This is a genomic window from Pseudomonas sp. 6D_7.1_Bac1 (genome assembly GCF_025465945.1).
GTDB lineage: Bacteria > Pseudomonadota > Gammaproteobacteria > Pseudomonadales > Pseudomonadaceae > Aquipseudomonas.
In genome coordinates this window covers 20461-38879 of sequence record NZ_JANLNW010000022.1, presented here as the reverse complement: position 1 = coordinate 38879, position 18419 = coordinate 20461, and the positions used below count along the sequence as shown (strand labels likewise).

Sequence of the window (18419 nt, the reverse complement as noted above, 5' to 3'; positions counted from 1 at the left end):
GGGAGCGAGCCTGCTCGCGATAGCGGTCTTTCTGTCAGCCAAAATACTCGGTCAGCCCGCGATAACAGGTCGCCAAATGGTAAGGCGTGGTCGATGGCATGTCCCGACGGCTGACCGTGCCATCCCTGTCCAGGCACTCGTACCAGCCCCCCGTATGCAGGAAGCGCTGTTGCAAGGCGTGCAGTTGGCGCTCAAGCAAGGTTTCGCTGCCCGGACGCAAGGTCAGGGCTCGCAGGTATTCGGCCTGGGCCCAGATGCGTTGGGTTTCATCGCGAGGTCTGCCGTCCAGCTCAAGATCGAGCATCGCTCGCACTGCGCCGCTCTGCTGGTCGACACCCAACTGTTCGGTAAAGGTGAATGCGCGGGTCAGCGAGGCGTGCAGTGTTGATCCGCGCAGCGTCGTCGATGATTCCAGCAAAAAGAACCATTCGAACTGATGTCCTGGCTCAAACCAGTTATCCACAGCCCCCAGCGGTTTTTCCATCATCACCCCGTGCTGCGGGTCGATGAAGTGCTTTTGCATGGCCTTGCAGAGCGCATTGAGCGCGGCCTCGACCGGGGCATCGTCGCGCACCGACAGTGTGGCGAGGAACGCTTCGGCCAGATGCATCAGCGGGTTCTGCAATGGTCCGGTGTTGAGCGACGACCAGTCGCGGTCGAGGCTGGCTTCGTACAGACCGTCGCCTGTGGCGAAACGCTGAGCGACCACTTCCAGCGCGGCATTGAGCACCGATTCCACCAACGGCTCACGGACCTTGGCCCAATAATGAGCGCAGGCAAACAGAATGAACGCGTGGGTGTAGAGGTCTTTACGCTGATCCAGCGGCGCGCCGTAGGCGTCGATGCTGTAGAACCAGCCGCCGTGCTCAGCGTCATGGAAATGCCGTTGCAAGGAACGGAACAGCGCAGCGGCGCGCTCTTCGGCGGCCGGCACTTCACCGATCAGGCTGGCGAACAGGTACAGCTGCCGTGCGCAGGCCATGGCCCGATAGCGCTGTGGCGGCAGTGGCCGATGCTCGGCGTCCAGCGCTTCATACGGCAGCGCCATGTCTGCGTTCCAGCCGGGCCCTTGCCAGAGCGGCACGATCACGTCCTGGAAATGCTGCTGCACGGTGGCAAACAGGGCGATCAATTCAGGCTGGGAGGCAGAGCGGGGAGCATGGGGCATTGGCTGGCGTCGTCACGGCAGGAGTGTTTGCGCGACATGGTAGCAGAGAGGTTGGCTTGAGAGACGCTGTGTCTGTCAGACCGCTATCGCGAGCAGGCTCGCTCCCACAGTGGACCTGTGTTCGCAGGACAATTGTGGGAGCGAGCCTGCTCGCGATGAGGCCGGAACAGACGATGGAAAACTCAGCCCGCGAGCAACCAAACCCCGGCCGCCGCCGAAGCAGCACCCGCCACCCGAACCAGCGGCGCAGCAACCTGAGGCAACACGCGCACCAGCGCGTAACCGGCGGCATGCAGCGCTGCGGTCGCCGCCACGAAACCGGCGGCATATGCCCAAGGGCTGGACATGGCCGGCAGTTCCAAACCATGAGCCACGCCATGGAACAAGGCAAACAGTACGGTGGCGCCGATGGCCAGGCTCAACGGCGGACGCACCGCCAGCGCAACGGCCAGACCCAGTGCCAGTACCGAAACGGCAATCCCGCTCTCCAGCGCCGGCAGGTTCAAGCCTTCAAACCCGAGCATTCCACCCATCAGCATCGTACCGACGAAGGTGCACGGCAGCGCCCAGCGCGCCGCGCCTTGTTGTTGCGCGGCCCACAACCCGACGGCCAGCATCGCCAGCAAATGGTCGAGACCACCGATCGGGTGGCTGATGCCGGCCAGCAAGCCGTTGTCGCCATGGCCTGGGTGGGCGAAGGCCAGCGCGGGCGTGAGCAGAAGGGCTGCGGCGGCAAACATCCGGTTGAGTGTCATGAATAAGCTTCCTTGTTGAGTGTCCTGTGGATAAGTTTCAAGCCGCGCTCAGCAGCCCCTGGCGCTCGATGAAGGCGATGATTTCTTCAAGCCCCTGGCCGGTTTTCTGATTGCTGAAAACGAACGGCTTGCCGCCGCGCATGCGTTGGGTGTCGCTGTCCATCATCGAAAGCGACGCGCCCACCAGCGGCGCCAGGTCGATCTTGTTGATCACCAGCAGGTCGGATTTGCAGATCCCCGGCCCGCCCTTGCGCGGCAGCTTGTCACCGGCCGAGACATCGATCACGTAGATGGTCAGGTCCGAGAGCTCCGGGCTGAAGGTTGCCGACAGGTTGTCCCCACCGGACTCCACCAGAATCAGGTCCAGGCCGGGAAAGCGCCGGTTCAGTTGATCCACGGCTTCGAGGTTGATCGATGCATCTTCGCGGATGGCCGTGTGCGGGCAGCCACCGGTTTCCACGCCGATGATCCGCTCTGGCGCCAGGGCTTCGTTGCGCACCAGAAAGTCAGCGTCTTCGCGGGTGTAGATGTCGTTGGTGACCACCGCCAGGTTGTAGCGATCACGCAGCGCCAGGCACAGGGCCAGGGTCAGTGCGGTTTTGCCGGACCCGACCGGGCCGCCGATACCGACGCGCAGAGGTTGTGTGTTCATGTGCTTCTCCAAAATAACAGGGCCAAAATGACAGGCCCTAGGAACGAAACAGACGGCTGTACTGGCGCTCATGGGCCATGCACGCCAGGGACAGGCCGAAAGCGGCGCTGCCGTAGTGTTGAGGGTCAATGTTTGAGGCGTTCTGCTGCGCCTGTTGCAGCAGCGGCAGCAGCTCGCTGGTGAGCCGTTGCGCGGCTTGCTGGCCCAGCGGCAGGGTCTTCATCAATACCGCCAATTGATTCTCCAGCCAGCTCCAGAGCCAGGCGGCCAATGCGTCTTGCGGACTGATCTGCCAGGCGCGGGCGGCCAGTGCCCAGCCGAGGGCCAGGTGCGGCTCGCTGCGTTGTGCGAGAAAGTCGCGGGCGGCGTCATCCAGTTCTGGCAAACCGTTGAGCAGTTGCTGCAGGGAATAGCCCATTTGCCGGCTCTCCTGATGCAGCTCGCGGGTTTCCCGGCTGGCGCGGTGTTCCTCGCAACGTTGCAGCAACTGCGGCCAGTCTTCATTGGCCGCTGCGGTGCAATGGGCGAGCAACAGCGGCGCTTCGAAACGCGCCAGGTTGAGCAGCAACTGATCGCTGATCCAGCGTTTGGCCGAGAGCGGATCGGTCACGCGGCCATTGTCCACAGCCATTTCCAGACCTTGGGAATAGCTGTAGCCGCCAATCGGCAATTGCGGGCTGGCCAGACGCAGCAGCGCCCAGGCTGGGTTCATGTGCGTACGCCGAACTGGTGCAGTTTCGGCGGGTAGTTGAAATCCTCATCACCGTGACGTGAATGATGATGACCACCGCCGTAGGCGCCGTGCTCCGGCTGGAACGCTGCCTCGATGTTTTCGGTCTGCGCGCCCAATTGTTCGAGCATGGCTTTGAGCACGTAGTCGTCGAGCAGGCGCAGCCAGCCGTCACCGACTTGCAGGGCAACGTGGCGGTTGCCCAGGTGATAGGCGGCGCGGGTCAGTTCGAAGGCGTTGGCACAGGTGACGTGCAGCAATTGTTCGGGGCGGGCGCAGACGCGAACGATGCGGCCGTCTTCGGCCTTCAGGCATTCGCCGTCGTACAGTGGCGGCTGTCCGCGCTCCAGAAACAACCCGACGTCCTCACCTTCGGCACTGAAACAGCGCAGGCGACTTTTACTGCGCGCCTCGAAGTTCAGGTGCAACTCGGCGGCCCAGGCGGGTTGAGGGTCGATTCTGCGATGAATCACCAGCATTGGAAGGCTTCCAGCAAAGGACAATGCTCAGGCTAGAGCAAGGGGCTTGCCAATCGGCCGAGGCGTAGGAAATCCCTGTCAGAGCGTAGAAGATGTTTCTGAATGTTGCGTGATTTGAAGGTGAGCTGGGCGAATTTGGTGCGTGATGGTTTTTGTGTGCACCTATTTATGGCGCATAAAAAAGATCGCAGGCTGCGATCTTTGATGGGATTACTCGGTACTGCCCAACCCTTGCCAGTGCTTGAGGCCGATAAAGATAAAGCGCAGCTGCTGAGTGATCTTCGCCTGCGGCGTCAGGTGCTCGGGCAATGCCTGGGCGGGTGGGTCGATGATGTCGGGGAGGGTGGCAAACACACTTTTGACGATCAGGTCGGCCATCACCGACAACCCGGCGAAGTCGAGGTGTTGCAGCTTGGGCATCAATGACAGGTCGGCGGCCAGGTCCGAACTGATGTTCTCGCGCAGTTTGCCGATGGCCAGGCGCACCGGCAGCGAGCCGCCGTATTGCTCGCGGGCCAGAAACAGGAACTGCGAGCGGTTGGCCGCCACGACGTCGAGAAAGATTCGCACCGAGGCGTCGATGATCCCGCCCATGACGAATTCGTTGTGGCGCACCAGGCGGATGGTTTCGCGGAAGGTCTGGCCGACTTCGCTGACCAGTTCCAGTCCCAGCTGATCCATATCGGTAAAGTGCCGGTAGAAACCGGTCGGGACAATGCCGGCGGTTTTCGCTACTTCACGCAGGCTCAGGCTGCCGAATCCTCGGCCGCATTCCATCAGGTGGCGGGCAGCGTCCATCAAGGCGTTACGGGTTTGTTGTTTCTGTTCGGCGCGGGGCAGCATCAGGCGGCTGACTTCTAATCAAGGACAGCGGTGCACTCTAGCAAATCAGCTTTGCTGGCGTCGAACTTGAGTAAAGGACGGTGAGGCGGGGAGGTGCGAGGTGCATAAAGTCAAAGCCCGATCCAGGCGATCGGGCTTTTTTCCGGGCCAACATGGCTTAGCTCACAGAGCCGTTGCGTTCGATCACGCGGTCACCACCACCTTCAGCAAGGGTTTGGCCTTGTGGGGTGTGGTCGGAACCGTCAGCAGCCAGGGTTTGACCTTGTGGAGTGCGATCGGAACCGTCGGAAGCCAGGGTTTGACCTTGTGGAGTGCGATCGGAACCGTCGGAAGCCAGGGTTTGACCTTGTGGGGTGCGGTCGGAACCGTCGGAAGCCAGGGTCTGGCCTTGTGGAGTGCGATCGGAACCGTCAGAAGCCAGGGTTTGACCTTGTGGGGTGCGGTCGGATCCGTCGGAAGCCAGGGTCTGGCCTTGTGGGGTGCGATCGGAACCGTCGGAAGCAAGGGCCTGGCCTTGTGGTGTCTTGTCGTAGCCGTCCTGAGTCATCAGGCCTTTTTCTTTCAAGCGTTCGTTACCGTTTGCACCGTCGGCAACCGTTTGGCTATAAGCCGAATGGCTTAATTTGACTTGCGGAGTTGCCTGATCGGCAGCAGGCAAGGCAAAAGCGGTGCTGGCTAACATCGAGAGGCTCAGGCTAAGCAGTAATTGGCGTTTCATGATGGGTTGCTCCTTGGGAGGGCGGAAAAGTGGGTACGAAGCTAATGCTACTCTCGATAAGTCGATATAAAAGTTCATAAAGGCAATGGTAATAATCAACGGAATTGATTGTTCCGCGAAAAGCCTCTAGAACGGGCGTTTCCGGGGAACACTTTTGCACCGAGGTGGGTATTTTCGACTCACTTTCGCGTCGTAAAAGTGCACTCGGGTAGCATAAAGCTGACTGTTAGGTCAGGAAGTAGTCGCTTTTTCGCTCTAACCAGCATTTCGGTTAAACCTGCGGGCCATTTGCCAGTCGTAGTTCCTATAAACGGCCGATTTCTGGCCTACCGTTTCATACAGGCGTCGCAGTTGGGGCGCTCAGTCGTAATCAGGAGCCCCGTGCAATGACGCGCACCCGTAAAATTTTTGCCTGGACAGTCGGCAGCCTCGTTGTGCTACTGGCCGTCCTGGTTCTGATCATCGCGTTCTTCGATTGGAACCGGATCAAACCACCGCTCAACACCAAGGTCTCTGAAGAGCTGCACCGCCCCTTCGCCATTAACGGCAACCTGACGGTGGTCTGGAAACGTGAAGTCGATGAAGGCGGATGGCGCGCCTGGGTGCCATGGCCGCATGTGGTGGCCGAGGAATTGAGCCTGGGCAATCCGCAGTGGTCGAAAAAGCCGCAAATGGTCAGCCTCAAACGCGTCGAGCTGCGGATCTCGCCTTTAGCCCTGTTGGCGCAGCGAGTGGTGATTCCACGCATCGACCTCACGGAACCCAATGCCGACCTGCAACGTCTGGCCGACGGTCGCGCGAACTGGACGTTCACGTTCGACCCGAAAGACCCGAACGCCGCACCGTCCAATTGGGGGGTGGATATCGGCGCGATTGGTTTCGACAAGGGTCATGTCACCCTTGACGACCAGAGTCTGAAAACTCAGCTCGATTTAGTGATCGAGCTGTTGGGCAAGCCGATACCGTTCAGCGACATCGTCGGTGATAACGCGGCGAAAAAAGCCCTTGAGAAGGGCTCGGCGCCGCAGGACTATGCATTCGCGCTGAAGGTCAAAGGCCAGTATCACGGGCAGAATCTAGCAGGCGAAGGCAAGGTTGGCGGCTTGCTGGCGTTGCAGGATGCGGCCAAGCCATTCCCGCTGCAGGTGCAGGTGAAGATCGCTGACACCAGTGTCGAGCTGGCCGGGACCTTGACCGATCCGCTTAACCTTGGCGCACTGGACCTGCGGCTGAAACTGGCTGGCACCAGCCTGGGCAACCTCTATCCCTTGACCGGCGTCACCCTGCCGGCTTCGCCGCCTTACAGCACCGACGGTCACCTGATCGCCAAGCTGCGTGAGTCGGACGGTGCGACGTTCCGCTACGAAGCCTTCAACGGCACCATTGGCGGCAGCGATATTCACGGCAACCTGACTTACGTCGCCAGCCAGCCACGGCCCAAGCTCAGTGGCACGCTGGTCTCCAATCAATTGCTGTTCGCCGACCTCGCGCCGTTGATCGGTGCCGACTCCAACGCCAAGCAAAAGGCCCGGGGCGGTGAAAGCCAGCAGCCGGCGGACAAGGTGTTGCCGGTCGAGGCGTTCCGTACCGAGCGCTGGCGCGATATGGACGCCGACGTCGAGTTCACCGGCAAGCGCATCGTTCACAGCCAGAAGTTGCCCTTCACCGACCTCTACACCCACCTGATACTCAACGATGGTCAGCTCAGCCTGGAACCGCTGCGTTTCGGTGTGGCAGGCGGCAATCTGGATGCACAGATTCGTCTCAACGGTCGTACCACGCCGCTGGAAGGGCGGGCGAAACTGACCGCGCGCGGCTTCAAGCTCAAGCAACTGTTCCCGACCTTCGAGACGATGCAAACCAGCTTCGGTGAACTCAATGGTGACGCCGACATCACAGGCAAAGGCAATTCGGTGGCGGCGCTGCTGGGCAGCGCCAATGGCGATCTGAAGATGTTGATGAACGACGGTGCGATCAGTCGTCAACTGATGGAGTTGGCGGGGCTGAACGTCGGCAATTACGTGGTCGGGAAAGTCTTTGGCGACAAGGAGGTGAAGATCAACTGCGCCGCCGCCGACTTCGGCATCAAGAGCGGCTTGGCGACTTCCCGGTTGTTTGTGTTCGACACCGAGAACGCGATTGTCTACATCGATGGCACGGCGAACATGGCCAACGAACAACTCGACTTGACCATCTCGCCAGAATCCAAAGGTTGGCGGCTGATCTCGTTGCGTTCGCCGTTGTACGTGCGTGGCAAATTCATCAAGCCGGATGCCGGCGTGAAGGGCGTGCCGTTGATGTTGCGGGGGGCGGGAATGGTGGCGCTGGGCGTGATTGCAGCTCCAGCAGCGGGACTGCTGGCGCTGGTGGCGCCGAGCGGTGGCGAACCGAATCAGTGCGCGCCGTTGCTGGCGCAAATGAAGGAAGGCAAGGCGCCGGCGACGGTCAAGCCCACAAAATAGTCGGCTGTCTGCAAGGGGCCCATCGTCGGATAGCGGTCCGGTAGCCCCTACAAATCTTTCAGAATATCCGCCATGTCGTCGGCGTGTTCCTCTTCCTGGGCCAGGATGTCTTCGAAGATCCGTCGGGTGGTTGGGTCTTTTTCGCCGATGTACTGGATGATCTCGCGGTAGCTGTCGATGGCGATCCGCTCGGCTACCAGGTCCTCGTAGACCATATCTCTGAGGGAGTTGCCGGCCACGTACTGGGCGTGGGCGTTTTTCGACAGCAGGTCGGGGTTGAACTCCGGTTCGCCGCCCAGTTGTACAATGCGCTCGGCCAGTTTGTCAGCGTGTTGCGCTTCTTGCGTGGCGTGTTCGAGGAACTCATCGGCGGCAACGGCGGCTTTCAAACCGTTGGCCATGAAGTAATGGCGTTTGTAGCGCAATACACACACCAGTTCAGTGGCCAGCGATTCGTTGAGCAAGCGCAGGATTTCTTTGCGATTGGCGCTGTAACCTTCGGTCACGGCACCATTCTCGACGTTCCGGCGGGCACGTTTGCGCAAGGTGCTTACATCAGATAACTGAATGTCGCTCATCTCAATCTCCTCGGGCTAATCCGATTGGCGTCAAGCTCGGCAGGCATGGTCGCTACCTGAATTATGGGTGATGAGCGAGGTGTAGGTTTTTATTTTGATTGGAGGTTCACGGTCAGGGCAGCGCCTACCCCGCCTGCCGGATCCGAGGTTGAAGCCAGGGGCCTGGAATGTCATAGACTGGTCGTGAAGGTGTCATCTTCGGTGGCGATGCTCGTGGCCGACGTCTTGCCTCCCGCCTTGGGCCTTCTTATCGATTACAAGGATGTCTGCCCATGTCGCAAGAGACCGCCACGCGCTACCCCTTGGTGCTGGTTCCGGGAATGCTCGGGTTTATTCGCCTGCTGCTCTATCCCTACTGGTTCGGGATCATCTCGGCACTGCGCCGGGGTGGGGCGACGGTATTTGCCGTGCAGGTATCACCGCTTAACTCCAGCGAAGTGCGTGGCGAGCAGTTGCTGGCCCGAATCGAAGAGATTCTGCGCGAAACCGGTGCGCAGAAGGTCAACCTGTTCGGCCATAGCCAGGGCTCATTGACCGCCCGTTATGCGGCCGCGAAGCGCCCGGACTGGGTGGCCTCGGTGACCTCGGTGGCCGGACCCAACCACGGCTCGGAGTTGGCAGACTACCTGCACAAACACTATCCGCCCGACTGTGCGAAGGGCCGTGTGCTGAGCGCCTTGTTGCGGCTGGTCGCGTGGTTGATGAGCCTGCTGGAAACCGGTTATCGCGGGCCGAAATGGCCGGTGGATATCGATGCCTCGCACAACTCGCTGACCAGCGAAGGGGTCGCGCTGTTCAATCAGCGTTATCCACAGGGCTTGCCCCAGACCTGGGGCGGGCAAGGGCCGGAATTGGTCAACGGCGTGCGCTATTACTCGTGGTCCGGGACCTTGCAACCGGGCAAGACCGACCGTGGCGGCAACTTGTTCGATGGCACCAACCGCAGTTGTCGGTTGTTCGCCACTACCTTCGTCCGCGAGGCCGGGCACTGTGACGGCATGGTCGGGCGCTACAGCTCGCACCTGGGCATGGTGATTGGCGATGAGTATCCGCTCGATCACTTCGACATCGTCAACCAATCGCTGGGACTGGTGGGCAAGGGGGCCGACCCGGTGCGGTTGTTCGTCGAACATGCGCAGCGGTTGAAGGCGGCAGGAGTTTAGACCGCGTATCGTTCATCGCGAGCAGGCTCGCTCCCACATTAGACCGAGTCTTTAAGTAAGAACGCGGTCAACTGTGGGAGCGAGCCTGCTCGCGATAGCGATAGGTCAGGCGGCAACGAGCTTGCGGCCAAGCACCGTGGTCCAACGCTCCGAAAGAATCACCCCACCCAACGTCAGCACGCCTCCGACCAAGTGATACAGCGCCAATTGCTCATGCAGCACCGCCGCCGCAATCAATGCGGTAATCAGCGGCAGCAGGTTGAAGAACAGCGTGGTTCGGCTCGGTCCCAGGCGCACCACCGCTTGCATCCACGCCAATGGCGCAAGCATCGAGGCCAGCAGGCAGGCATAGAGCACCAACGGAATGTTCTGCAAAGTCGGGCCGACTTTTGGCGAGGCCATGAACAGCGGAAACAGCACCACCACCGCCACCAGTACCTGCAAATACAACAGCACCAGCGGCGGCAACCGCAGTTGCCATTTTTTCAGCAGGGTGCTGTAAATCGCATAGGCCAGGGTCGCGATCAGCATCATCGCATCGCCCAGGTTGACCCCGTGTTCCAGCAGCGCACCCAGGCTGCCGGACGAAACCACCACCAGCACGCCGGCAAACGACAGCACCGCACCCGCCAAGGCACCTGCGGTCAGCCGTTGGCCGAGGCTGATAATCGCCATGGCCAGCGACATCAACGGCATCAGCGACAGGATGATGCCCATGTTGGTGGCCGAGGTCATCGTTGCGGCGAAGTAGGCCAGGCTTTGGTAGACCGCCATGCCGAGCACGCCGAGGACGAAAATCTTGCCCAGGTTCGGGCGAATCACCGCCCAATGGCTCATCACCGGTTTGAGCATGAACGGCGTGAACAGAATCCCGGCGAGCAGCCAGCGATAGAAACCGATCTCGGCGGGGAAGATCGCCCCGACTGCGAGTTTGTTGATCACGGTGTTGCCGGCCCAGATGAAAATGGCCAGCAGGGGATAAGCGTATTGCATGGGGGAAACCAGAACGTTAATGAAGCGCAATTATCCGCCTGTCTGGATCAAAGCCTATACTGCGATCCAGACAACCTGCCTCTGAATACGGACAGCATGAGCAAAAAGCACATCGACTTGCTGGATTTCAGCGGCCTGCCTGCGCCGGTGTACTTTCGCTACGCCGATTTCGACGCCCATAGCCACGCCTTGGCCCACCGCCATCCATGGGGCACCCTTGAGTATTCGGCTCACGGTGTGATGCACATGGACATCGCCGGCAGCCGCTTCATGTCGCCGCCGCAGTACGCGGTCTGGGTGCCGCCGCACACCGAGCACAGTTTCTACAGCCCCCAGCCGATCATCTACCGCGCGGTCTGCCTGGCTCCGGAGCTGTGCCGCGACCTGCCGCAGCAGGCCTGCACCCTGGCAATCAGCGACATCCTCAAGGCAATCCTCAAGGACTTCGCCGCCCGCGACGTGAAAATTCCCGAGCACCCGGCCGACAAACGCTTGGTCGAGGTGTTGGTCGACCAGCTGCAACAAGCCCCTATACACAACTGTTATCTGCCCTACGCCAGCAGCGCCGGATTGCTCGGCATACTCGAAGCCTTGCAGGCTTCGCCGGGCGACAACCGGCCACTGGCTCAGTGGGCGGAGCAGATCCACGTCAGTGAACGAACCCTGGCCCGGCAGTGTGTTCGAGAGCTGGGCATGAGCTTCGGCGAGTGGCGTCAGCGCTTGCGTTTCCTGGCCTCGATCGAAGCACTGGACAGCCCGCGCAGCATTCAGGAGATCGCCTTCGACATGGGCTACAGCACGTCGTCGGCGTTTATCGCGATGTTTCAGCGTCAGGCCGGTTGCACACCCGAGCAGTATCGAAGGACCCGTCTGGATACCTGGGGGAACGTGTAACAGGCTTTGTCTACACTCCATTCGAGGCCGCACCCATCGGCGCGGTAACAAGGAGAAAACTCCATGAAGATGTTGCGTATCCCTTTGTTGATGATCGGTTTGCTGCTCTGTTCCCAAGGCTTTGCCGCCACTGCCCAGCAGAACAAAATGACCACCTGCAACGCCGACGCCACCGCGAAAGCCCTCAAGGGTGATGAGCGTAAAACCTTTATGAGTACCTGCCTGAAAGCCGCGCCGGCAGCAGAAGCAGCCAAACCCATGACGCCTCAACAAGAGAAGATGAAAACCTGCAACGCCACCGCCAGCACCCAGGCGCTTACAGGCGATGCGCGTAAAACCTTCATGAGCGATTGCCTGAAGAAAAAATAAGCGGTCCGGGTAAAGCACGGTCATGTGTGGGAGCGAGCCTGCTCGCGATGGCATCACCGCGATTGGCAGTCATACCGTGTTGCCTGAATCGTGAGCAGGCTCGCTCCCACAGGAGAATGGCTGCTCCATCGGGAGTGTGTTTGCTCGCATCAATGCCCGAAGGCTGGCAGACTGCCAATCCTTTAACGCCGTTTGTTTTGAGGCTGTATGCCAACGTTTTCTCAGCGTCACGTGTTGCTGTTGGTCAGTTGGGTGATCATTTTTGGTGGGTTGCTGCTGGTAATTCCACTGCGGCTATTGCCCAGTCTGCTCGCCGGGTTGCTGGTATTCGAACTGGTCAACATGCTCACCCCACAGCTGCAACGGCTGATCGAAGGACGGCGTGCACGCTGGCTCGCCGTGGCCTTGCTCGGCACCCTGGTGGTCAGCGTGCTGGCCCTGATTTTTGCCGGCGCTATCAGTTTTCTGCTGCACGAAGCGGAAAACCCCGGGGCTTCCCTCGACAAGTTCATGCTGGTGGTCGACAAGGCGCGCAGCCAGTTACCACCGTTCATCGACGCTTATCTGCCCGCCAGTGCCGCTGAATTTCGCGTAGCCATCGGCGAATGGCTGAGCAAGCACCTGAGTGACCTGCAACTGGTCGGAAAAGACGCGGCGCACATGTTCGTTACGTTGCTGATCGGCATGGTGCTGGGGGCGATCATCGCCTTGCAGCGCGTCCCCGATCTGACCCAACGCAAACCCTTGGCGGCCGCGCTGTTCGATCGCTTGCACCTGCTGGTTCAGGCGTTTCGCAATATCGTTTTTGCACAGATCAAGATTTCCCTGCTCAACACCTTCTTCACCGGGATCTTCCTGGCGGTGATCCTGCCGCTGTTCGGGATCAAGCTGCCGCTGACCAAAACCCTGATCGTGCTGACCTTCCTGCTGGGCTTGCTGCCGGTGATCGGCAATCTGATGTCCAACACGCTGATCACCATCGTCGGGTTGTCACTGTCGATCTGGGTGGCCGTGGCGGCGCTGGGTTACCTGATTTTTATCCACAAGCTGGAATACTTCCTCAACGCGCGGATCGTCGGCGGGCAGATCAGTGCCAAGTCCTGGGAGTTGCTGCTGGCCATGCTGGTGTTCGAGGCCGCGTTCGGCCTGCCGGGTGTGGTGGCGGGGCCGATTTATTACGCGTATTTGAAGAGCGAGTTGAAGCAGATCGGGATGGTTTGACCCGGGAGATGTATTGCCCGGTCTGACGCCATCGCGAGCAGGCTCGCTCCCACAATGGACCTGTGTTCGCAGGGCAAATGTGGGAGCGAGCCTGCTCGCGATGGGGGCTCCTCGGTTCTGGATCAGCCCATAGTGCCGTAACGCTTCATCGCTTCAATCGCCAACCCGCTGCCGATGCTGCCGAAGATGTTCCCTTCCACATGCTGCGCATTCGGCAGCATCGCCGACACGCTGTTACGCAGCGCCGGAATCCCGCTCGAACCACCGGTGAAGAACACCGTATCCACCTGATCGACCCGTACATTGGCGTCGTTCAGCAATTGGGTCACGCTGTTGCGCACCCGCTCCAGCAGGTTGTGGATGGCCGATTCGAACAGCGCCCGGCTCAGCTCCACGCTCAAGCCCGGCTCGATGCGGTCCAGCGGCACATGGCGGCTGTCGGCATGGGTCAGCTGGATCTTGGTTTCTTCAACGATCATCGCCAGCCAATGCCCGGCGCGCTGGTCGATCAACTTGAACAGGCGATCGATGCCGCCGGTGTCTTCGATGTCGTAACGCATGCTGCCCAAGGCCAAGGTCGACTTCTGGGAGTACACCGAGTTGATGGTGTGCCAGGTCGCCAGGTTCATGTGGTGGCTGGTGGGCATGTAGGCGCCGCTCTTCATCCGGCTGCCATAGCCGAACAGCGGCATCAGGCCCTGCAGGCTCAACTGCTTGTCGAAATCGGTCCCGCCGATGTGCACGCCGCCGGTGGCGAGGATGTCGTCGTGGCGGTTGTCATGGTTGCGGCGTTCCGGGGACAGGCGCACCAGCGAGAAGTCCGACGTACCCCCGCCGATGTCGACGATCAGCACCAACTCTTCCTTTTCGATGGTCGACTCGTAGTCGAACGCCGCTGCAATCGGTTCGTACTGGAACGAGACATCCTTGAAACCGATGGCGCGGGCCACATCCACCAGGGTGTTTTCGGCTTCCTGGTCGGCCATTTCATCGTCATCGACGAAAAACACCGGACGACCCAGCACCACTTCTTCGAATTCTCGACCGGCGGCGGTCTCGGCCCGCTGCTTCAACTGGCCGATAAACAGCCCGAGCAGGTCCTTGAACGGCATCGCCGTGCCCAGAACGCTGGTGTCGTGCTTGATCAGCTTGGAGCCCAGCAGGCTTTTGAGCGAGCGCATCAAGCGGCCTTCGTAGCCTTCCAGGTACTCGTGCAGCGCCAGCCGGCCGTACACCGGGCGGCGTTCTTCCATATTGAAGAAGACCACCGACGGCAGGGTGATCTTGTCGTCCTCCAGCGCAATTAGCGTTTCCATGCCAGGGCGCAGCCAGCCGACAGTGGAGTTGGACGTGCCGAAGTCGATACCGCAGGCACGGGCTGGAGATGCGTTTTTCATGTCTTTCGAGTTCCGGTTAAAAAACGGCCGCGCAGTGTATGTCACAGCGGCGCAGAATCGAAGGCCGACTATCTGCTAATTCGCAGCTTTAAGCGCCTTGAAAGACTATCCTTGTTACCCAAACTTACAGGCATGGCCTGGCAGCCACTCTGCGATCAAGTGATCCGCCCCGGCTGCCGATAAACTTCTGATGCGCTGCCCGGTCCCAACCTTGAGATCGGTCAAGCCCGCGACCGCCAGTCGGCGCAGGCTGTGCAGGCTGTGCAGGCGGCGCGATATCGATAACGGATGGTGATTCCCTCGATGGACTTCAAAGACTATTACAAGATTCTCGGTGTGGAGCCGACCGCTGACGATAAGGCGATCAAGGCCGCCTATCGCAAGCTGGCGCGCAAATACCACCCTGACGTCAGCAAGGAAAAAGACGCCGAGGCCAAGTTCAAGGACGCCTCGGAAGCCTACGAAGCGCTGAAAAGTGCCGACAAGCGCGCCGAATATGACGATTTGCGCAAATACGGCCAGCACGGCCAACCGTTCCAGGGCCCGCCGGGTTGGCAGCGGCGTGGTGGTGCCGGTGATTTTGGTGGCGGACAGGATGGCGGCGACTTTTCGGACTTCTTCAGTTCGATCTTCGGTAACCGTGGCCCGGGTTTCGGGGGTGGACAGTCTGGCCGCAGTGCTGGTCGTCGAGGGCAAGACGTGGAAATGGAACTCGCGGTTTTTCTGGAAGAAACCCTGTCGAACGAATCGAAGAAGATCAGCTTTCAGGTGCCGCAGTACAACGCGGCCGGTCAGCACGTCAGCAATACCAGCAAAAGCCTGAACGTGAAGATTCCGGCGGGAGTCACCGATGGCGAGCGCATTCGTCTCAAGGGCCAGGGAGCACCGGGTGTCGGTGGCGGCGCCAATGGCGACCTGTACCTGACCATTCGCTTTGCGCCGCACCCCAAATTCGATGTTGAAGGTGAAAACCTGATCATCACCTTACCGCTGGCCCCGTGGGAGCTGGCGCTGGGCGCGGAAGTCGCGGTGCCGACCCTGACCGGCAAGATCAACCTGAAAGTTCCGGCCGGCAGCCAGAACGGCCAGCGCATGCGCGCCAAAGGCCATGGCCTGCTGAACAAGGCGGGCCAGCGCGGTTACTTGTTCGTGCAACTCAAGGCCGTGATGCCCAAACACAGCGACGATGAAGTCAAAGCGTTGTGGCAGGAACTGGCGAAGAAAGCCGCTTTCAATCCGCGGGAGCACTTTTGATCCTGGAACACTTTAGTTCCGGAGCTATGGAGTAACTGACAATGAGCAGTCCCCTGATCGTTCAACTGGACATGGCAGAGTTCTGTGAGGTCACCGACCTGTCGGCGGCCTACGTGATCGAAATCGTCGAACACGGCATCCTCGAACCTCAGGGCGCGCTGCCCAAGGATTGGCGTTTCAACGACTATGAACTGACGGTCGCCAAGCGCGCCGCGAAGTTGCGCCGTGACCTGGAACTGGAATGGGAAGGCGTCGCCCTGGCGCTCGACCTGCTTGAAGAAGTGCAGCAATTGCGCGCCGAGAACCGGATGCTCCGGCAGCGGTTGGGGCGGTTGGTGGTCGAGTAGCCGTCGTCACGCAGCCAGCACATGCGCAACACTCCCCGTAGCAGCTGGCGTAGCCTGCGTTCGGCTGCGCAGCAGTCGTAAAATCAGGCACCACGTTTTTTCAGGTTAACCGCGGAGGCAGGATTTACGGCCGCTTCGCAGCCGAACGCAGGCTACGCCAGCTGCTACGAAGAGTGTGCAGCGCCTAACCTGCGGTGTTACCGCTATTCGGGCGGGTCGAGGTTGTCCAGCGCCCGATCCACCAACAACAGCCCCAACGAAATCATCTGCTGAATCGCCAGCGCCACATGCCGGCGCGTGCCTTCGAGTTCGAACGCCAGGTCGCTGGCCATCACATTGACCGCCGCCAGGGTTTCCGAGGCGTGAGCCAACAGGGTTTCGTTGTCCAGGTCGGGGAGCACCGTAAAAATGTTGGACGGACGTTTGTCGGGCAGGTTGGCTTGGGGGAAGGCGGGTCGCAGGTAATGATCCAGCGCCCGCTCGGCGGCGTCGTGGAGTTTTTTTGAGTCAGTGGTGGCGTAGGGCGAGGTGCTTGGGGTTTCAGGGGGATTGGGGGTGATTTTGTGCATGGTGACGCTCCTTGATAAGTGGAGCCGCCACTGATCGCCGCGACGCGATGGGAGGTGGCAGCTGTACGCAGGTTCGCGGACCGGGAATCAAGGAACCCGGCATACCCGAAGGTATCCCGCGCACAGCTGCCATAACGCAAAACAGTAGACGATAAAAAAGCGCCAACTGGAAGGATATGATGGCGCTGTGCGCCTTGATTGATCCGGGCCGCGACGCCCGTTCGCTGAATTGGTAGCGACCCTTGGAGGTTAGTGATCGACCTTCCGACCCGCAACCGTCAAAACGCGTCGGACTATTCCCGGTTTTAGCTAAATTTTTAAACATCGCCGACCGTCGCTACGAAACCGCCCGCGACACCCTCGGCAACACCACGCTGAACGTCGTGCCTTCGGCCTCGCTGGAGCTGACCTCGATAGTGCCCTGGTGGGCGTCCACCACCTGTTTGACGATGAACAAGCCGAGCCCAAGGCTGGTGGAAGGGCTGGCGAGTTCTTCGTTGGCGCTGCGTACCAGCGGGTCGAAAATCGTTGGCAGTGCGCCGGCGGGAATCGGGGCGCCGTGGTTGTGCATGGTCAGTGTGACCTGGTCTTTGTCACCGATGATGCTCAGGGTCACCGGGCGGTGATTGGTACCGTGCTGCAAGGCGTTACCGACGAGGTTTTGCAGCAGTTGGTCGAGGCGAGTCCGGTCCCAGACACCGTGGGTGTCGCCTTCGATTTTCAGTTGTGAAGGGCAGTCCGGTTGCCCGGCGCCAGCTTCGTTCAGCGCCGCTTTTGCAGCGGCGGCCAGGTCCATCGGTGCCGGTTCTATCGGTAGGCTGCTGCCCAAGCGGCTGCGCACCAGTTCCAGCAAGTCGCTCACCATCGCCGCCATGTGCCGGGTGCTGCTCTTGATGCTTGTCACGTAGAGGTGGGCGTCGGTGTCCAGCCTGGCCTTGCGCAGCAGCCTCTCGGCCGACATGTTCACCGCCTGCAAAGGCGTGCGCAGGTCGTGGCCCAGAATGGCCAGGAAGATGTCTCGTGAGCGATTGACCCGCTCGGCGTAGGCCGCGGTGGACTCGGCCAGGGCTTCGTCGATGGCTTCGTTGAAGCGAATCATGTCCTGCAAGTACGCCATGTCCGGCGACTCCAGGCTGTTGACCCACAGGCGAATCACGCTGGCCCGCAAGTGGCGGAATTCAGAGGTCATCTGTACCAGATCAAACCCCACGTTATGCCGAAGCTCGCCATGGCTGGCCGCAGCCTTGTCCAGGCTTGGGGTTTTTTCCGGGCCTTCGCCCCTGGCCTTGGCCGCTTGCTCACGGGCGGTCTGGGCGGTCTGCATGTCACGGGAAGCGGCCAACAGGATCGAGGTGGCGTGGTCGCGCAAGAGTGCCCGGTCCATGGATTCAGGCTCAGGGGCAATGGATTGAGCGAACTGTTCCCATTCATCAACGATGCGGTCGACGTGTATCACGATGAATTCGGCGAGGCGCATGACCGTGGATCCCGAACGATGGAGGCGGTGTGTCGTCGCGTGGCGTCAGAGTGATCGGGTCAAGACGACAGCTGATCCAGACGCAGGCGTTTGTTTTTCAGTATGGTGGTATTTATATAGTTATAACGCTTTGATAATGAATATTTGTTTGGGTTTTTAATGCATATATAAGCAAGTTTTTGCTCTTTAATTTTCTAAGTGATTGGTTAGGCTGGTAGAACTTATTGTTGTTCTAAAGGCTGTTGAACTATGTTGGATGATCAAGGAATAGATATAAAGGCTGATGGACCAGTCACCCCTAATAAAGGGCCGCATTTCGAGCGTATAACCCAAGCCATCCCATCGGCTAT

19 protein-coding genes are annotated in these 18419 nt (G+C 60.1%); 7 read left to right on the top strand and 12 right to left on the bottom strand.

What is annotated here, in order from left to right; translation table 11 throughout:
* Window positions 1–34: 34 nt before the first annotated feature.
* The 7 genes from NTD87_RS06760 to NTD87_RS06730 all read right to left on the bottom strand — a co-directional run bounded on the left by NTD87_RS06760 (window position 35) and on the right by NTD87_RS06730 (window position 5345).
* Window positions 35–1168 carry an AGE family epimerase/isomerase gene (locus NTD87_RS06760; RefSeq protein WP_262112779.1) on the bottom strand — a complete coding sequence of 378 codons (1134 nt, stop codon included), beginning with the start codon at window positions 1166–1168 and terminating at the stop codon, window positions 35–37.
* Window positions 1169–1350: 182 nt separating this feature from the next.
* A complete protein-coding gene (locus NTD87_RS06755) occupies window positions 1351–1923 on the bottom strand; it encodes a HupE/UreJ family protein (protein WP_262112777.1) in 573 nt (190 codons plus the stop codon).
* A 37-nt stretch (window positions 1924–1960) separates the two neighbouring features.
* A complete protein-coding gene (gene ureG, locus NTD87_RS06750; protein ID WP_262112775.1) occupies window positions 1961–2575 on the bottom strand; it encodes an urease accessory protein UreG in 615 nt (204 codons plus the stop codon).
* Window positions 2576–2612: 37 nt separating this feature from the next.
* The gene (locus tag NTD87_RS06745) at window positions 2613–3287 is read right to left on the bottom strand and encodes an urease accessory protein UreF (protein WP_262112774.1); all 675 of its coding nucleotides are present in this window, start codon (window positions 3285–3287) and stop codon (window positions 2613–2615) included.
* On the bottom strand, window positions 3284–3784 hold the full coding sequence (gene ureE, locus NTD87_RS06740) for an urease accessory protein UreE (protein WP_262112772.1): 501 nt from the start codon (window positions 3782–3784) through the stop codon (window positions 3284–3286). The genes NTD87_RS06745 and ureE overlap by 4 nt, the downstream gene beginning before the upstream one ends.
* A gap of 210 nt (window positions 3785–3994) precedes the next feature.
* Complete coding sequence (locus tag NTD87_RS06735) at window positions 3995–4627, bottom strand: TetR family transcriptional regulator (RefSeq protein ID WP_262112770.1); 633 nt, start codon at window positions 4625–4627, stop codon at window positions 3995–3997.
* A 157-nt stretch (window positions 4628–4784) separates the two neighbouring features.
* A complete protein-coding gene (locus NTD87_RS06730) occupies window positions 4785–5345 on the bottom strand; it encodes a hypothetical protein (RefSeq protein ID WP_262112769.1) in 561 nt (186 codons plus the stop codon).
* Between the two features lie 386 nt (window positions 5346–5731).
* On the opposite strand from NTD87_RS06730, the gene NTD87_RS06725 reads away from it, so the two are divergent.
* Window positions 5732–7807 (top strand): AsmA family protein, encoded by a 2076-nt coding sequence (locus tag NTD87_RS06725; RefSeq protein ID WP_262112768.1) that lies wholly within the window; start codon window positions 5732–5734, stop codon window positions 7805–7807.
* 47 nt (window positions 7808–7854) lie between these two features.
* On the opposite strand, the gene NTD87_RS06720 is transcribed toward NTD87_RS06725, so the two are convergent.
* A complete protein-coding gene (locus tag NTD87_RS06720; RefSeq protein ID WP_262112767.1) occupies window positions 7855–8385 on the bottom strand; it encodes a bacterioferritin in 531 nt (176 codons plus the stop codon).
* A 272-nt stretch (window positions 8386–8657) separates the two neighbouring features.
* Between NTD87_RS06720 and NTD87_RS06715 the strand changes: the two genes are divergently transcribed.
* Window positions 8658–9548, top strand: coding sequence for an esterase/lipase family protein (locus NTD87_RS06715; protein ID WP_262112766.1), 891 nt, complete (start codon window positions 8658–8660; stop codon window positions 9546–9548).
* 105 nt (window positions 9549–9653) lie between these two features.
* Here the strand turns inward: NTD87_RS06715 and NTD87_RS06710 are convergent, their stop codons facing one another.
* A complete protein-coding gene (locus NTD87_RS06710; RefSeq protein ID WP_262112765.1) occupies window positions 9654–10541 on the bottom strand; it encodes a DMT family transporter in 888 nt (295 codons plus the stop codon).
* 96 nt (window positions 10542–10637) lie between these two features.
* On the opposite strand from NTD87_RS06710, the gene NTD87_RS06705 reads away from it, so the two are divergent.
* From NTD87_RS06705 to NTD87_RS06695, 3 genes are all read left to right on the top strand, one after another.
* Complete coding sequence (locus tag NTD87_RS06705; protein ID WP_262112764.1) at window positions 10638–11435, top strand: AraC family transcriptional regulator; 798 nt, start codon at window positions 10638–10640, stop codon at window positions 11433–11435.
* Window positions 11436–11498: 63 nt separating this feature from the next.
* Window positions 11499–11804 carry a PsiF family protein gene (locus NTD87_RS06700; protein ID WP_262112763.1) on the top strand — a complete coding sequence of 102 codons (306 nt, stop codon included), beginning with the start codon at window positions 11499–11501 and terminating at the stop codon, window positions 11802–11804.
* A 207-nt stretch (window positions 11805–12011) separates the two neighbouring features.
* The gene (locus NTD87_RS06695) at window positions 12012–13025 is read left to right on the top strand and encodes an AI-2E family transporter (protein ID WP_262112761.1); all 1014 of its coding nucleotides are present in this window, start codon (window positions 12012–12014) and stop codon (window positions 13023–13025) included.
* Window positions 13026–13147: 122 nt separating this feature from the next.
* Here the strand turns inward: NTD87_RS06695 and NTD87_RS06690 are convergent, their stop codons facing one another.
* Window positions 13148–14422, bottom strand: a complete 1275-nt coding sequence (locus tag NTD87_RS06690) for an Hsp70 family protein (protein WP_262112760.1) — start codon at window positions 14420–14422, stop codon at window positions 13148–13150.
* A gap of 303 nt (window positions 14423–14725) precedes the next feature.
* On the opposite strand from NTD87_RS06690, the gene NTD87_RS06685 reads away from it, so the two are divergent.
* Both NTD87_RS06685 and NTD87_RS06680 read left to right on the top strand, forming a co-directional pair.
* Entirely contained in the window at window positions 14726–15676 is a 951-nt protein-coding gene (locus tag NTD87_RS06685) for a DnaJ C-terminal domain-containing protein (RefSeq protein ID WP_262112758.1), read from the top strand.
* Between the two features lie 41 nt (window positions 15677–15717).
* Window positions 15718–16023 carry a chaperone modulator CbpM gene (locus NTD87_RS06680; protein ID WP_262112757.1) on the top strand — a complete coding sequence of 102 codons (306 nt, stop codon included), beginning with the start codon at window positions 15718–15720 and terminating at the stop codon, window positions 16021–16023.
* A 203-nt stretch (window positions 16024–16226) separates the two neighbouring features.
* Here the strand turns inward: NTD87_RS06680 and NTD87_RS06675 are convergent, their stop codons facing one another.
* A complete protein-coding gene (locus NTD87_RS06675; protein WP_262112756.1) occupies window positions 16227–16592 on the bottom strand; it encodes a DUF6124 family protein in 366 nt (121 codons plus the stop codon).
* A gap of 337 nt (window positions 16593–16929) precedes the next feature.
* Entirely contained in the window at window positions 16930–18069 is a 1140-nt protein-coding gene (locus NTD87_RS06670) for a sensor histidine kinase (RefSeq protein WP_262112755.1), read from the bottom strand.
* Between the last annotated feature and the right edge of the window lie 350 nt (window positions 18070–18419).

What these genes read in the sequence shown, in the direction of transcription:
- NTD87_RS06760 (WP_262112779.1), bottom strand. Translation starts at nt 1,168, where the DNA reads ATGCCCCATGCTCCCCGCTCTGCCTCCCAGCCTGAATTGATCGCCCTG.
- NTD87_RS06755 (WP_262112777.1), bottom strand. Translation starts at nt 1,923, where the DNA reads ATGACACTCAACCGGATGTTTGCCGCCGCAGCCCTTCTGCTCACGCCC.
- ureG (WP_262112775.1), bottom strand. Translation starts at nt 2,575, where the DNA reads ATGAACACACAACCTCTGCGCGTCGGTATCGGCGGCCCGGTCGGGTCC.
- NTD87_RS06745 (WP_262112774.1), bottom strand. Translation starts at nt 3,287, where the DNA reads ATGAACCCAGCCTGGGCGCTGCTGCGTCTGGCCAGCCCGCAATTGCCG.
- ureE (WP_262112772.1), bottom strand. Translation starts at nt 3,784, where the DNA reads ATGCTGGTGATTCATCGCAGAATCGACCCTCAACCCGCCTGGGCCGCC.
- NTD87_RS06735 (WP_262112770.1), bottom strand. Translation starts at nt 4,627, where the DNA reads ATGCTGCCCCGCGCCGAACAGAAACAACAAACCCGTAACGCCTTGATG.
- NTD87_RS06730 (WP_262112769.1), bottom strand. Translation starts at nt 5,345, where the DNA reads ATGAAACGCCAATTACTGCTTAGCCTGAGCCTCTCGATGTTAGCCAGC.
- NTD87_RS06725 (WP_262112768.1), top strand. Translation starts at nt 5,732, where the DNA reads ATGACGCGCACCCGTAAAATTTTTGCCTGGACAGTCGGCAGCCTCGTT.
- NTD87_RS06720 (WP_262112767.1), bottom strand. Translation starts at nt 8,385, where the DNA reads ATGAGCGACATTCAGTTATCTGATGTAAGCACCTTGCGCAAACGTGCC.
- NTD87_RS06715 (WP_262112766.1), top strand. Translation starts at nt 8,658, where the DNA reads ATGTCGCAAGAGACCGCCACGCGCTACCCCTTGGTGCTGGTTCCGGGA.
- NTD87_RS06710 (WP_262112765.1), bottom strand. Translation starts at nt 10,541, where the DNA reads ATGCAATACGCTTATCCCCTGCTGGCCATTTTCATCTGGGCCGGCAAC.
- NTD87_RS06705 (WP_262112764.1), top strand. Translation starts at nt 10,638, where the DNA reads ATGAGCAAAAAGCACATCGACTTGCTGGATTTCAGCGGCCTGCCTGCG.
- NTD87_RS06700 (WP_262112763.1), top strand. Translation starts at nt 11,499, where the DNA reads ATGAAGATGTTGCGTATCCCTTTGTTGATGATCGGTTTGCTGCTCTGT.
- NTD87_RS06695 (WP_262112761.1), top strand. Translation starts at nt 12,012, where the DNA reads ATGCCAACGTTTTCTCAGCGTCACGTGTTGCTGTTGGTCAGTTGGGTG.
- NTD87_RS06690 (WP_262112760.1), bottom strand. Translation starts at nt 14,422, where the DNA reads ATGAAAAACGCATCTCCAGCCCGTGCCTGCGGTATCGACTTCGGCACG.
- NTD87_RS06685 (WP_262112758.1), top strand. Translation starts at nt 14,726, where the DNA reads ATGGACTTCAAAGACTATTACAAGATTCTCGGTGTGGAGCCGACCGCT.
- NTD87_RS06680 (WP_262112757.1), top strand. Translation starts at nt 15,718, where the DNA reads ATGAGCAGTCCCCTGATCGTTCAACTGGACATGGCAGAGTTCTGTGAG.
- NTD87_RS06675 (WP_262112756.1), bottom strand. Translation starts at nt 16,592, where the DNA reads ATGCACAAAATCACCCCCAATCCCCCTGAAACCCCAAGCACCTCGCCC.
- NTD87_RS06670 (WP_262112755.1), bottom strand. Translation starts at nt 18,069, where the DNA reads ATGCGCCTCGCCGAATTCATCGTGATACACGTCGACCGCATCGTTGAT.